This window comes from Cognatundibacterium squillarum (assembly GCF_014652435.1).
GTDB lineage: Bacteria > Pseudomonadota > Gammaproteobacteria > Burkholderiales > Burkholderiaceae_D > Undibacterium > Undibacterium squillarum.
Window position 1 is genome coordinate 306582 of the sequence record NZ_BMYU01000002.1, and the last position, 13284, is coordinate 319865.

At 53.0% G+C, this 13284-nt stretch carries 9 protein-coding genes and 1 pseudogene; 3 read left to right on the forward strand and 7 right to left on the reverse strand.

The features are described from left to right. Nucleotides 1-67: 67 nt before the first annotated feature. Entirely contained in the window at nucleotides 68-2071 is a 2004-nt protein-coding gene (locus tag IE092_RS05600) for a S9 family peptidase (RefSeq protein ID WP_189356049.1), read from the forward strand. Nucleotides 2072-2169: 98 nt separating this feature from the next. Here IE092_RS05600 and IE092_RS05605 read toward each other — a convergent pair whose 3' ends face one another. The 3 genes from IE092_RS05605 to IE092_RS05615 form a co-directional block, all read right to left on the reverse strand. After that, complete coding sequence (locus IE092_RS05605; RefSeq protein ID WP_189356050.1) at nucleotides 2170-2826, reverse strand: hypothetical protein; 657 nt, start codon at nucleotides 2824-2826, stop codon at nucleotides 2170-2172. 165 nt (nucleotides 2827-2991) lie between these two features. Continuing rightward, nucleotides 2992-5202 carry a catalase/peroxidase HPI gene (gene katG / locus IE092_RS05610; RefSeq protein WP_189356051.1) on the reverse strand — a complete coding sequence of 737 codons (2211 nt, stop codon included), beginning with the start codon at nucleotides 5200-5202 and terminating at the stop codon, nucleotides 2992-2994. Nucleotides 5203-5379: 177 nt separating this feature from the next. Continuing rightward, nucleotides 5380-7677, reverse strand: coding sequence for a sensor domain-containing diguanylate cyclase (locus IE092_RS05615; protein WP_189356052.1), 2298 nt, complete (start codon nucleotides 7675-7677; stop codon nucleotides 5380-5382). A 287-nt stretch (nucleotides 7678-7964) separates the two neighbouring features. Here IE092_RS05615 and IE092_RS05620 point away from each other — a divergent pair, with 287 nt between their 5' ends. Then, nucleotides 7965-8780, forward strand: coding sequence for a substrate-binding periplasmic protein (locus IE092_RS05620; protein ID WP_189356053.1), 816 nt, complete (start codon nucleotides 7965-7967; stop codon nucleotides 8778-8780). 220 nt (nucleotides 8781-9000) lie between these two features. Here the strand turns inward: IE092_RS05620 and IE092_RS18760 are convergent. The 3 genes and pseudogenes from IE092_RS18760 to IE092_RS05630 all read right to left on the reverse strand — a co-directional run. Continuing rightward, nucleotides 9001-9220: pseudogene (locus tag IE092_RS18760) on the reverse strand (PLP-dependent transferase); the annotation flags it as partial. A 50-nt stretch (nucleotides 9221-9270) separates the two neighbouring features. After that, nucleotides 9271-10137 (reverse strand): prolyl hydroxylase family protein, encoded by an 867-nt coding sequence (locus IE092_RS05625; RefSeq protein WP_189356054.1) that lies wholly within the window; start codon nucleotides 10135-10137, stop codon nucleotides 9271-9273. Nucleotides 10138-10275: 138 nt separating this feature from the next. Next, complete coding sequence (locus tag IE092_RS05630; RefSeq protein WP_189356055.1) at nucleotides 10276-11190, reverse strand: LysR family transcriptional regulator; 915 nt, start codon at nucleotides 11188-11190, stop codon at nucleotides 10276-10278. Between the two features lie 97 nt (nucleotides 11191-11287). Between IE092_RS05630 and IE092_RS05635 the strand changes: the two genes are divergently transcribed. After that, entirely contained in the window at nucleotides 11288-12490 is a 1203-nt protein-coding gene (locus tag IE092_RS05635; RefSeq protein ID WP_189356056.1) for an MFS transporter, read from the forward strand. Nucleotides 12491-12566: 76 nt separating this feature from the next. On the opposite strand, the gene IE092_RS05640 is transcribed toward IE092_RS05635, so the two are convergent. Beyond that, complete coding sequence (locus IE092_RS05640) at nucleotides 12567-13274, reverse strand: ABC transporter ATP-binding protein (protein WP_189356057.1); 708 nt, start codon at nucleotides 13272-13274, stop codon at nucleotides 12567-12569. Nucleotides 13275-13284: the final 10 nt, after the last annotated feature.

Consider the following 13284-nt stretch of genomic DNA (forward strand, 5'->3'; position numbering starts at 1 on the left):
CATACTCCGCATTTCAGCACATCTGCAAAGTCAGCAGCCTGCACAACATATTCTGCAAAAAACGTCCATGAAACTGCCTGTCTTCAATAAACTCTTTCTGGTTACACTCATCGCTTCTGCATTTATCAATGCACCGGCTCACGCAATGACGAGCAGCGAAGCAGCTGCGACCGCTCAGCATGAAGCCGTTCCGGTAGCTGACTTTTTTCGTACGCCAGCTCTGACGAAAGCACAGCTGTCACCTGACGGAAAGCGTATTGCATTGCTGGCAGAAGGTGCCGGAAAGCGCCATGTACTGGCTGTCATGGAAGTCGCAGATTTAAAGCCGCGCATCCTGGCACAGTTTTCAAATGTCGATATCAGCAGTTTTCACTGGGTAAACAGCCAGCGGCTGGTTTATTCCGTCAGCAATTATCAACTGGATAAAGATGAATCGAACCGTGGCCCCGGTTTATGGGCGATTGATGCGGACGGCAACAACCAGCGCCAGCTGATTCTGCGCGGCTGGAAAGAAAGTGGCAGCATGCAGCGCGTGCTGGAGTGGAATCATCGTTTTGTCAGCAACGCCGGTGATGCCTATCCGGACGATATTTATGTTTATAAAGTGCAGTACCACAACGACAGCAGTCGTGCGCCGACAAATGACTTATTACGTCTGAATACCAGAACCGGTGCACAGGTACTGATTCCGCGTCCCGGAGAAGCCCTTGGCTGGCTGCTGGATCAGAACAAATTTCCGCGCCTCGTCAGCGTGTCCGAAAACGGACGCAGTGTCTCCTACCTGCTGAATACGGACGGCAGTAAGAAAAAACTGTTTGACGAAGCACTGTTTCAGGATGATGGACTCCGCGCAGAATTCTTTGACCAGCATGGCAAACTCTACGTCAGCAAACTGAGAAACCACGACCTGCGCGAGTTGTACAGCTTTGACACAGAGACGCTGCAGACATCGGCTGAACCCGTGATCGCTTTCGATGGTTACGACTACAACGGTCAGGTTCTGATCAGTCGTAAAAATGGTGAGTGGTTAGGATTGCAGTATGAAACCGATGCGCCCGGTGCGTTGTGGTTCAATCCGGAACTGAAAAAGATTCAGGAAACCATTGATCAGTTAATACCAGGGAAGTCGAATATCCTGTCTCCAAGCCGTGATCTGGATGTGATACTGGTGTATTCCAGTGCCGACAATGACCCCGGCAGTTTCTACATTTACCATCCAGCCAGTAAAAAAATCACTACCGTCGGTCAGCTGCAACCGTGGATAGATCCTGCACGCATGGCATATCGCGATCCGGTCAGAATCACCGCCAGAGATGGCTTGATTCTGCCGGGCTATCTGACGCTGCCACGCGGTCAGAACAAACAGCTTCCTATGGTGGTGTTAATTCACGGTGGCCCGAATCTCAGAGGAGAATACTGGCACTGGGACCCTGAAGCACAATTTCTGGCTTCACGCGGCTACGCGGTTTTGCAGGTTGATTTCCGTGGCAGCAAAGGATACGGACAAAAACATGAAAGTCTGGGCTGGAAACAGTGGGGCCTGACCATGCAGGACGACATCACCGATGCAACGCGCTGGGCAATTCAGCAAGGTATCGCAGATCCGCACCGCATTTGTCTGGCCGGTGCAAGCTATGGTGGTTACGCCACCCTGATGGGCTTAATCAAAGAACCGGCGCTGTATCGCTGTGGCATTGCATGGGCTGCAGTCACAGATATCGATTTGCGCTACAGCGTGACCTGGAGTGATTCTAACGACTATGTAGAGAAATTCTTTCTGCCCCTGAAAGTCGGTGATCGTGTCAAAGATGCCGAACAATTCAAAGCCACTTCACCGCTGCAAAATGCGGCGAAACTCCGGCAACCATTACTCTATGCACATGGTGCAGAAGACTTGCGCGTGCCGATGATACATGGCACCAAGTTCCGCGACGCAGTCATGCAGCATAACCAGCAAGTGGAATGGGTCAGCTATCCGAATGAAGGCCATGGCTGGCAGCGACTGGAAAACAATATCGACTTCTGGACCCGCGTTGAAAAGTTTCTTAAAAAACATACTGAGAAACCCTGAGCCGGCAAGTCCGGTCCTGTCTTTCTGACGGGACCGGATAGCAAAGTTCATTGCTGAACTTTTCAATCAATGACAAGCTCAATACCGGCAATTCCCGCTTAGTCAGTTTTCTGTTGAGGCTCTGTAGCAGAAGGTGTGTGCGCCGGATCAACCGTATTTTCATCCAACGGTGTTTTCTTATCCCGCCACTTCGAATAAAAGTAAGCAGTACCGGCCACTGCGCCGGAGACGGTTGCAGCAGCGCCAATCACAGGCGCGATTGCTGCAATGACCGGCGGGCCAATGATGGCGGCACCGGCGGTCACGCCGGCGGCAACACCAAAGCCCATGGAAACCATTTCTGTTTTTTCTTTGATGTCGTGATGATTTTCTTCGAGGCTCTGGTCGATTTTTTTCACGCAATCGACAACCTGCGTTCCAACGACCTTTGCGCCGTGTCCTGCACCGTCAACGATCGTGGTACTCACGTCTATCACTTGTTCAACAATCGCTTTGGTTTTTTCGTGCGTGATCACGTCGGTTACAGATTGCACAGCAAGGTCTTTTGCCTGCAATGCCGTACTGGCAGCGGTACTGACTGCCGAACCTGCGGCTGAACCTGCCTTTGCCAGCACATCCTGCGCACCTTTGCTGACGGTATGGGTAATGACCTGCCCGAGGTCTTGCGCGTGATGCTGTACACCGGACAAGCCACGACCAGCAACATTCGCCGAACGCACAACGACCTGTCCGATTTTTTCAATCTGCTTTTTCATCTGGCTTCCACCCAAAAATCAGCAACAAGGAAAACGGATATATTTTACCCGAATGGCTATGCGCACTTCATATCGGCGATATTGGTTTGCCGGAAATAAAAAAATCCCGCCGCAGCGGGATGGTGCTGAAACCCGCTCCGGGGGAAGCGGGTTGCACAGGGGGAATCATCGCAGATCGAAGCGATCCAGCTCCATGACTTTGCTCCACGCACTGGCGAAATCGCGTACGAATTTCGCTGCGTTATCCTGTTGCGCATACACTTCAGCAATCGCACGCAACTGGGAATTTGAGCCGAATACCAGATCAACGCGGCTCGCCATCCATTTACGCTGGCCTGTTTTACGGTCTGTGCCTACAAACAGTTGTGCAGACTCATTCACAGGTTTCCAGCTGGTTTGTATGTCCAGCAGATTCACAAAGAAATCGTTCGTCAACTGACCGGCACGGCTGGTAAACACACCGGTATCAGAACCATCGGCATTGGTACCGAGTACACGCAGACCGGCAACCAGTACACTCATTTCCGGCGCACTCAGTGTCAGCAACTGGGCTTTGTCAACCAGTAAGGCTTCGGCAGGCATACGGTAAGTCTGCTTCTGGTAGTTACGAAAACCATCAGCCACCGGCTCCATGACGGTGAACGATTCTGCATCGGTTTGCTCTGCGGTTGCATCGGTACGACCCGGTGTGAAGCGCACGCTGACTGCTTGTCCTGCAGCTGCAGCGGCGGCTTCAACTGCCGCAGTACCGGCCAGCACGATCAGATCTGCCAGCGAAACGCGGATATTGTCACTGCGGCTGGCGTTAAAGCGTGTCTGTATGCCTTCCAGCATGGACAATACACGTTGCAATTGCTGCGGACGGTTCACTTCCCATTCATTCTGCGGTGCTAAGCGAATACGTGCTCCGTTCGCACCACCGCGTTTGTCGGAACCACGGAAAGTCGATGCCGACGCCCAGGCTGTCGATACCAGTTCTGCAATCGTCAGGCCGCTGGATAAGATGTCCTGCTTCAGCGCGGCGATTTCTGTTTCACCGATCAGTACATGATTCACTGCAGGCAAAGGATCTTGCCAGATCAGGTCTTGTTGCGGCACTTCCGGGCCAAGATAACGTGCTTTCGGGCCCATATCGCGGTGCGTCAGCTTGAACCAGGCACGGGCAAAGGCATCGGCAAATGCTGCCGGATCCTGATGGAAGCGGCGCGAAATTTTTTCATACGCAGGATCGAAGCGCAGCGACAAATCAGCAGTCGTCATCATCGGCGGATGTTTTTTGGACGGATCATGGGCATCCGGAATCATGTGTTCCGGCTTCACATCTTTCGCCACCCACTGGTGCGCACCGGCCGGACTCTTCGTCAGTTCCCACTCGTAACCGAACAGCATGTCGAAGTAACCGTTATCCCATTGGGTAGGATTCGGTTTCCATGCACCTTCAATACCGCTGGTGGTGGTGTGCACACCTTTGCCGCTGCCGAACTGATTGATCCAGCCCAGCCCCTGTGCTTCGATTGGTGCTGCCTCAGGTTCAGGGCCAACCAGTGCAGGATCGCCTGCACCGTGGGCTTTACCGAAGGTATGACCACCGGCAACCAGTGCGACGGTTTCCTCATCATTCATCGCCATCCGGCCAAAGGTTTCGCGCACATCACGCCCCGAGGCAACCGGATCAGGATTGCCGTCCGGACCTTCCGGATTCACATAAATCAGCCCCATCTGTACGGCTGCCAGCGGGTTCGCCAGTTCGCGTTCACCGCTGTAACGACTGTTTTCTGCTTTGCTGTTGGCCAGCCATTGCTTTTCTGAACCCCAGTAAATATCTTCCTCAGGCTGCCAAATATCTTCACGACCACCGGCAAAACCAAAGGTTTTAAAGCCCATGGACTCCAGTGCCACATTACCAGCCAGTATCATCAGATCTGCCCAGGAGATCTGATTGCCGTACTTCTGTTTAATCGGCCAGAGCAAACGACGTGCCTTATCCAGATTACCGTTATCCGGCCAGCTGTTCAGTGGTGCAAAGCGCTGATTGCCAGTCCCTGCGCCACCACGGCCATCGGCAGTACGGTAAGTACCGGCACTGTGCCATGCCATACGAATGAACAAACCACCGTAATGTCCCCAGTCTGCCGGCCACCAGTCCTGAGAGCTGGTCATCAGATCGGTCAGGTCTTGTTTCAGTGCAGTGTAGTCAAGACGCGCAAACACTTCCGCATAGGTGAATTCGCCGCCAAGCGGATTCGATGCAGGATGATGCTGATGCAAAATGGCGAGATTTAACTGATTCGGCCACCAGTCGCTGTTGGAACGCGCACTGGCGACGGCTTTATTGGCATGTTGTGCAGCAAACGGGCATTTGGATGGTGTACTCATGATTTGCTTCCTTTATTCGGGTTTCGTGTGACAACATCGATAGATTAGGCAAATCGAATGGCAACTTCCAATTGCATTTAACTATAAAAACAATAGCTTTTTCGTTTTGCTGTTTAAAATCATCAGCGCAAACCACGACGACCAATACGGACGAACCCAAGATTCAGCGCGTTTCGATCAGTTACCCGACGCTCCGGGCTGATAACACACCACGCGGTTGCGCCCCTGCGCTTTCGCCTGATACAAGGCGACATCGGCTGCAGCGATCCACTTATCGACGGTACTTTCTTCCTGCGCCAGCTGAGCCAGTCCGGCGCTGATGGTGACGAAAAATTCATCTTGTTTTCCCTGCGCAAAAAATGAAACACCGGCGACTGCAACACGAATGCGCTCCATCACTGCCTGAGTCTGCGCGATGCCGGTCGCGGCAAACAGAATCACGAATTCTTCGCCGCCGAAGCGCGCCACCACATCCGTGTCACGGACACCACCCGCCAGTACTGATGCAACGGAACGTAACACCTCATCACCGGTAGCATGACCGTAACGGTCATTCACTCGCTTAAAGAAATCAATATCAATAATCGCAATGGTGGACGGGGTTCCGTAGCGCCGGAATAAAGCCAGAAAATCGCTGGTTTTCTCAAAAAAACCGCGCCGGTTCAGAATGCCGGTCAGCGTATCGGTGACAGCCAGCTTTGCAAGCTGGGCTTCTGTCTGCATCCGTTTTTCTTCTTCATCGCGCGTATGAATCAGCGCACCGAGACTCAGCACGACCGGCGACAATAATTCGATAGTTTCGTCACTGAATCCGACTGAGCGGTTCGCCAGTACCAGCAATCCTGTCAGTTCACCATTAAAAAATACCGGGATGCCGAGATAGTTTTCTGGCTGCGGCATGCCATCCGGCAGGCAGGCGTTCTCCGGTGCAGGTGCGTTAAAAAACGTGGCACGGCTGTCATGCAATAAATCAGTCAGCAAATTGGTCTTTTCGTTTCCGCTGAATACTGGCGTATGACCAGAGAAAACCGGATATGAAGTTTCACCGAAAACATCAAGAACCGTACTCAGAAAGTAATCCGGACGGCCATCAGCTCCGTGTTTCACCAGAGCAATACATCCCAGACTGCATTGCAACAAGTTCAGCAACTGATTCAGAATCAGCGCAAAAGCTGCCTGCAAATCCCGTGTCAGCATAAATTGCTGCTGCGCCTGCTGGATGATGTTCAGCAGGGTTCTGCGTTCATTCAGTGCGCTTTCTGCCTGTTTGCGTGCGGTAATGTCGATATACGATCCAAGCAGCACAAACCTCCCGGGCGTTTCAGTACTTTCAATAAACGCACCGCCACTTTGCACCCACAGATACACGCCGTCACGATTGCGGATACGGTACTCAACAGAGCGCAAACGCAGCTTTTCGTTCGGATGACGCTGGCGGTTCTGCAGTTCCTCGCGCGTTGCAGCGCTGACGTAGGCACGGTCATCCGGATGTATCAGCTCTACCCAGTCGCGCTGCGCAATACGCAATTCTTCCGGTGCGAAACCGAGCATTTCCGCCATACGCGGACTGACACGGCGAATATCTGTTTGCGGATCATATGACCACGTACCAATCGCGACAGAATCCAGTCGCACATACATTTCCAGCCGCGCACGCTCCAGTTGCTGTTCTACAGCTTTTTGCGCTGTTGCATTCAGCAAATAGCAATAAACCGACTGCAGATGCCCGTCAGCATCGTATTCCGGATAGCTGAACTGGCTGATCCATACCGCTTTATCTTTCAGCCGGAAAGTGATTTCCTGCTCCGCCGTGTCCGGCGCGCGGTGCAGACTCAGCACTTTCTGATAGGCCAGCGCATCATTCTGAGACAATAAACTCAGAAAACCGGTATCCGTCGCAGAAATAAATAAATCATCACCAAGCAACACCCGCGCCTGTTCAGAGACGTAGGTTATCCGCATGACCGGGCCTGCACTCCAGACCAGCATGCCAAAGGGGCTGTGCCGGAAAATATCCGGTCTGGCGGCAGCACGCATTTTCAGATAGGCCGCTGTCAGCACTGAGGACGTCAGTGCGGCAAACCGGCCTAAATCTGACTCGAATCCGGCTTCCTGAAAATCCGGACGGACACACATGTCCGTCAGACTCAAAACCCCGACCAGTTGCCGCTCGATCTGCAAAGGATATCCTGCATAAGCGCGGAAAGAACTTTCCTGTACCGGTGCCTCGCTGATCAGCAATGGACGGCATGTCTCCATAACGCAACGGCAGCACTGTGCTTCGTGATCGCTCAGTTGCTCCGGAATGCCGGAACTGCCCTTGATCCAGAAATGGCCATTATCCTGAATTTTGACAACGCAGGACTGCACTGCAAAAAAACTGGCGGCCAGCTCACAGAGCGTATTCAATTCCTGTTCTGTCACTGCATACAACAATTCTGTTCCATTGATACGGCTGTAAATCTGATGAGACATCCGCAGCTCCTGTAGCAACGCGCAAAGTGCACCGGCATTCCGGTCTACGTATAATTTATGCAGAATTCAAATTGCATCAAAGCAAATTTGGCTTCTGAAGTGACTCGTTCTACTATAGGAAAACGAAACATCCTTTGCTGGTTTTTTATCTTTTCAGCTGTACCGAACGCAGTCTTTCAAAAGGCGTCATTCATGTTGCTAATCCATATGCAAACGTGTTTTTGTTTTCCGGCGAATGTGGTGTCCATCCGACTGAGTGAATATCAGCAGCTGTGAAGATGCGGTACGTGAAGAAATTGCGATGCTCAGAACTTGCGGTGATGGTGATGGTGTTGTTGTCGCTGACCAGCACTGTATTTGCGCAATCTAACCGCGCATCTGATCCTGTATGGGAAGTCGCCGTGGATGAGGCACTAGCCCCGTATTCTTTTTCCTGCAAACAACAAAGCGTGCGAGGCTCGGATATTGATTTACTGCGTGATGCAGCGAAACTGGCAGGTGTTCGCCTGAAAATCGTGCCTTATCCGTGGAAGCGCGTGCTGTACCTGGTACAAACCGGACAAGTGCCTTTCGCGATGCCCTTGTTCTATAACGAAGAGCGCGCTGGTTTTGCCGACTTTATTGCACCTGTGCATCAGGGTGTGCCTACTCTGTTTATCCGTAAAGAAAAATTACGCGAATACACATCCTTGCAGGCATTGAAGGGAAAACGCATCGGCTACAGCCGTGGCTATGCTCTCCCGGCGGAATTCATCGAAGCAATACAAAACGGCGTCATCACGGGTGACGAAGTGAATTCCAGCAAACAGAATATGCAAAACCTGATGCTGCAGCGTATTGACGGCTTTATCGCCAGTTACACCACTACACAATTTGATCTGCGTTTTACAAAAGAGCTAGGAAAAATCGTCGCCCAGCCGGCCATTGCCTTCGGTGGACGGGATGCTTTTCTGGTGACATCCAGGAACTATCAGGCGGAAGGGCTGGATAAGGCATCCAGCAGCCTGAAAGCAGCACTGAATACGCTCAATCCCGGCGGCAAGGCTGAAAAGTATATTCAGCCATATCTGGACAAAAATTCGCCTTTGCCTTGCACACCATAGCCCGAACACAGAAAACCATCAGCCCTTGCCTGAAATGCCTTCCAAATGCCTCAAATGCGGGGTTCAGCACAGCGGTTTGCCGGACGTCGGCAGAAACTGCGGACGTCCGGGAATGCTGAATGACGATAGTTGCACAATGTCAGATATAAGACTGCGGAAATTCGTCCGGCAAACACTGTCTGGCCGGCACCGGACGAATCACTGTTGCGGAGGGAAAGGCTTACGCTTCCGCCAGCGCCTGCTCCGGAACGGCAATCAGATCACCGATAGACTCGATACCTGTCGGCAGACGCACGGTGTCATCACTGACACCGGCTTTGGCAGTTCTGCGGGATTGAGCTGGCATGAGGTGGTGGTGGCCGGATGGCAAGCCAGCGAGCGTACGTTACCGATGTTCATCAGACAAAGAACGGTTTTCGTGCATCCTGAAAACACATACCGGCTTCAGGATCATTGGCAGGAGTGGCTGCCAATACATCTGATGATTTTCTTACTGATCGCAAACTGCAGTTGAAGGGACAGGCGGCGTACGCAACCACTGGGTGGCAATCCACTTTTCACCCGCCGTCACCATGTCGCCGCCGTGGAAAGTACCGCTGCGGGTGGTGGCATCCGGATAGCTGAAAAACAATGCACTCCCTTTACGCGCTTTGATCTTGATCCCCAGATTCCAGAAATAGGTGTCACCACCCTGCTCCGGCGTATTCAGATACATGATCAGCGTCCCGATGCGCTGGCCGCTGCGGCTGACGATCTGTTCGAAATCGTCCGCACCGGGCTGAAAATAATCGTAATGCGGTTTGTACTGATCACCGGGCAGATAACGCTGGATCTGCAGTGTTTCGCATTGCTGCAGGGGCCAGTTCAGTAATTCCGCAGTACGCCGCTGCACCTTCTGCACAAAGATATTCGATGACGGCAGTGTTGCGCTCATACTGGTACGTATGCCACGGTCAACTTCCGTGGCAGCATCATTGCCAGACATCACCACCGAAGCACGAAATCCCTCTGCAGATGCACATAGCGCGTCACATTCCTGATCCGATAAGAAATCATCCAGCAACACGATACGCGGCGCGATCTGTTCAAAAGCGACACGGACATGCCGGTCTGATAATGGAATACTGGCGCCATGCCGGCGGGTATCAATCTCGGGGCAGGCAACGCTACTGCCGGGTGGTATATGGAAAATTTCCTGCTGATTGCCATCCAGATTCCACACTGCCTCGGTAATCCGGTGCGCCACCGGTAAGCTGTATCCAAACTCGCCCGCCAGCAAAAAAACACACTGCGTATAGGTTTTTCCCTGCGCTTTCAGATGCTGCAGGGTTTGCTGTACTTCTTCAGTAAATTGCATCGCTGAACTCTCCTGACATGCTGGCCGCAGTTGCCGGAGTGCAAACCGCGCAGCAAATGGCATTGTCAGCAATGCAGGTGACGGTATCTAGACCGGAATCGGTCTGAATTTTGTTTTTTCAGATCATCTGCGTCAACTTCACTGCGCTGGCAGAAGCTTGTCTTCGTTCACTGCCAATGAATGACTCAGAAAATCAAGAAATACGCGGATGCGGGCAGAAAGTTCAGTGTGGCGGTAATACACCGCATTCACCGGCTGAAAAATTTCCCGCGTCACGGCTTCCAGCACCGGTACCAGTCGCCCGCTGTGCCGCTCTTTTTCCGTCATAAAGTCTGCCAGACAAGCAATGCCTTCGCCTGCCAGCGCCAGCTCGCGCACGATGTCACCATTTGAAGCTGTCAGGGCAGGCAGAATCCGGTAGATTTGCTGCGTCCCATGCTGTAAAGGCCAGTCATTCAGGCTCTCCGGCTGAGAAAATCCGATCAGTTGATGCTGCTGCAAATCGCTGACCTGTTGCGGCCATCCATGTTTTTCCAGATACGCCGGTGCTGCCAGAATGCGCAAGCGGTATTGTCCCAGACTGCGGGCATGCAGACTGGAATCGCTGAGCGTACCGATACGGAACGCGAGATCGGTGCGCTGCTCAATCAGATCAATTAAATCTTCACTGGTATTCAGCACCAGCCGGATTTCAGGATACAAGGCGCGGAATGCCGCAATAACAGGCAACAAGACATGCCGCATATACGGTGATGCGGCATTAATCCGCAGGGTGCCACCTGGTCGCTGGCGGCGCAGTAAGATCTGCTCTTCCGCATCCTCTATCGCAGCCAGAATCTGTCTCGCCTGCGCCAGAAACAATTCGCCTTCCTCCGTCAGCGCCAGCCGGCGTGTCGTTCTGTGCAGCAGCGTCGTGGCCAGTTTTTCTTCCAGTCGCGACATGCTGCGGCTGATTCCTGAAACAGTCTGACCTAGCTGATCGGCAGCAGCCGTAAATGACCCCGTGTTAACCACGGTGACGAAGGCCAGCAATTCTTCGGTACTTGTCTTCATTATTGACTCACACTCAATAGATTTATGCAGATTACCGTCTTAATTTGCATCAATCAAGTTGCGATACTGCGCCTCCCTGTCATTCTTCGGAGGTTTTATGCCTATCGCCTTATTTGCGCTGACGCTGAGTGCGTTCGCCATCGGCACCACAGAATTTGTGATTGTCGGATTACTACCCACGATTGCTGCCGATTTAAACATTTCCCTGCCATCCGCCGGATTACTGGTCAGCCTGTATGCCCTCGGGGTTGCTGTTGGTGCACCGGTACTGACTGCGCTGACCGGTAAAGTCGCACGCAAACGCTTATTGCTCAGTCTGATGCTGTTATTTACCGCCGGTAACCTGATTGCATGGCAGGCATCTTCATACAGCACACTCGTGCTGGCCCGGATTCTGACCGGACTTGCGCACGGCGTGTTTTTCTCCATAGGATCGACGATCGCAACCAGTCTGGTCGCGCGGGAAAAGGCAGCCAGCGCGATTGCCATCATGTTCACCGGCCTGACCGTGGCGCTGGTCACGGGCGTACCGCTGGGAACGCTGATCGGTCAGCATTTTGGCTGGCGTGCCAGCTTTCTGGCCGTATCTGTGCTGGGTGCAATTGCATTCTTCGGCAGCCTGCTGTTTGTGCCGGCAAAACTGCGCCATACGCCGCCAGCAGGCATCGCCCAGCAACTGGGTGTTCTGACCGAACCGCGCCTGTTGCTCGTGTATGCAAAAACTGCGATTGGCTACGGTGGTACTTTCATCCCGTTCACGTTTCTCGCACCGATTCTGCAACAAATTACCGGACTGCAGTCCGGGGCAATTGCCGGTGTCATGCTGGTGTATGGTGTTTCTGTTGCGGTCGGGAATATCTGGGGCGGTAAGCTGGCGGACCGCCGGGGTCCGGTCGCGGCGCTGAAAATCATTTTTGCCGCGCTCACGGCGATTCTGTTGCTGCTGTATTTCACTGCCTCCTCACCGGTGGCTGCAATCGCGACGATTCTGCTCTGGGGCGGATTTGCATTCGGTAATGTACCGGCCTTGCAAGTCTATGTTGTACAACAAGCCGAACGCCTGAAACCGGAGGCGGTGGATGTTGCATCCGGCCTCAATATCGCAGCTTTTAATCTGGGTATTGCATTCGCAGCGTGGCTGGGTGGCGTGATCGTCGAACACCTTGGTCTGCTGCATACAACGTGGATAGGCGCGCTGGTGGTGATGCTGTCGTTATGGATCACCTTCATTAACGGCAAGCTGGATCGCAAGGCTGGTGTATCTGTTCACTTTCACAGCCAGCGGCCACAAACACATTAACGCCATCAGACGCGACGCCGTTTTATGAAAATGAAGTCAGACCCGTAGCTGAAACCACGGGTCTGGCAGCGGCGTTTCAGCACTGCAAACGTCCGTCCACCACGCGCACCGTACGGTCACAACGCTCTGCCAGTTCCGGGTTATGCGTAACAAACAGAATCGCGGTACCGTGCTCGCGGCTGACATCGCGCAGCATCGTGAACACGCTTTCGGCGCTTTGCGTATCCAGATTACCGGTGGGTTCATCAGCCAGCAGCAGAGGCGGGTCCATCGCCAGTGCGCGTGCCACAGCCACCCTTTGCTGCTGTCCGCCGGATAAGCGATTGGCTGGCTGATCTTTCCAGCGCGTCAGCCCGACGCTTTCCAGCAGGAATTCAGCACGTGCACGCATCGCATCATCCGGAAAACCGCGCTGTCCCAGCATCGGCATCATCACGTTTTCCAGAGCAGTAAAGGCCGAAATCAGATGGTGATACTGAAACACAAAGCCGATGGTTTTTCCGCGCAAATGGGTCAGCGCAGCATCATCCAGTGCGATGGTAGATTCGCCTAAAATGCGCAGATCACCTGCTGTAGGACGGTCCAGCAAACCAACGATATTTAACAGGGTACTTTTACCGGAGCCGGACGGCCCCATCACCGCACAGAATTCTCCCTGCGGCAGAATCAGATCAATACCATGCAAGACTTCGTTTTCTATCGGCGTGCCGACATTAAAGGATTTACGAATGCCGGACAATTCCATCACCGGCACACTGTTTTTCTGATCAGTCTGCGTATTCATATCCCATCTT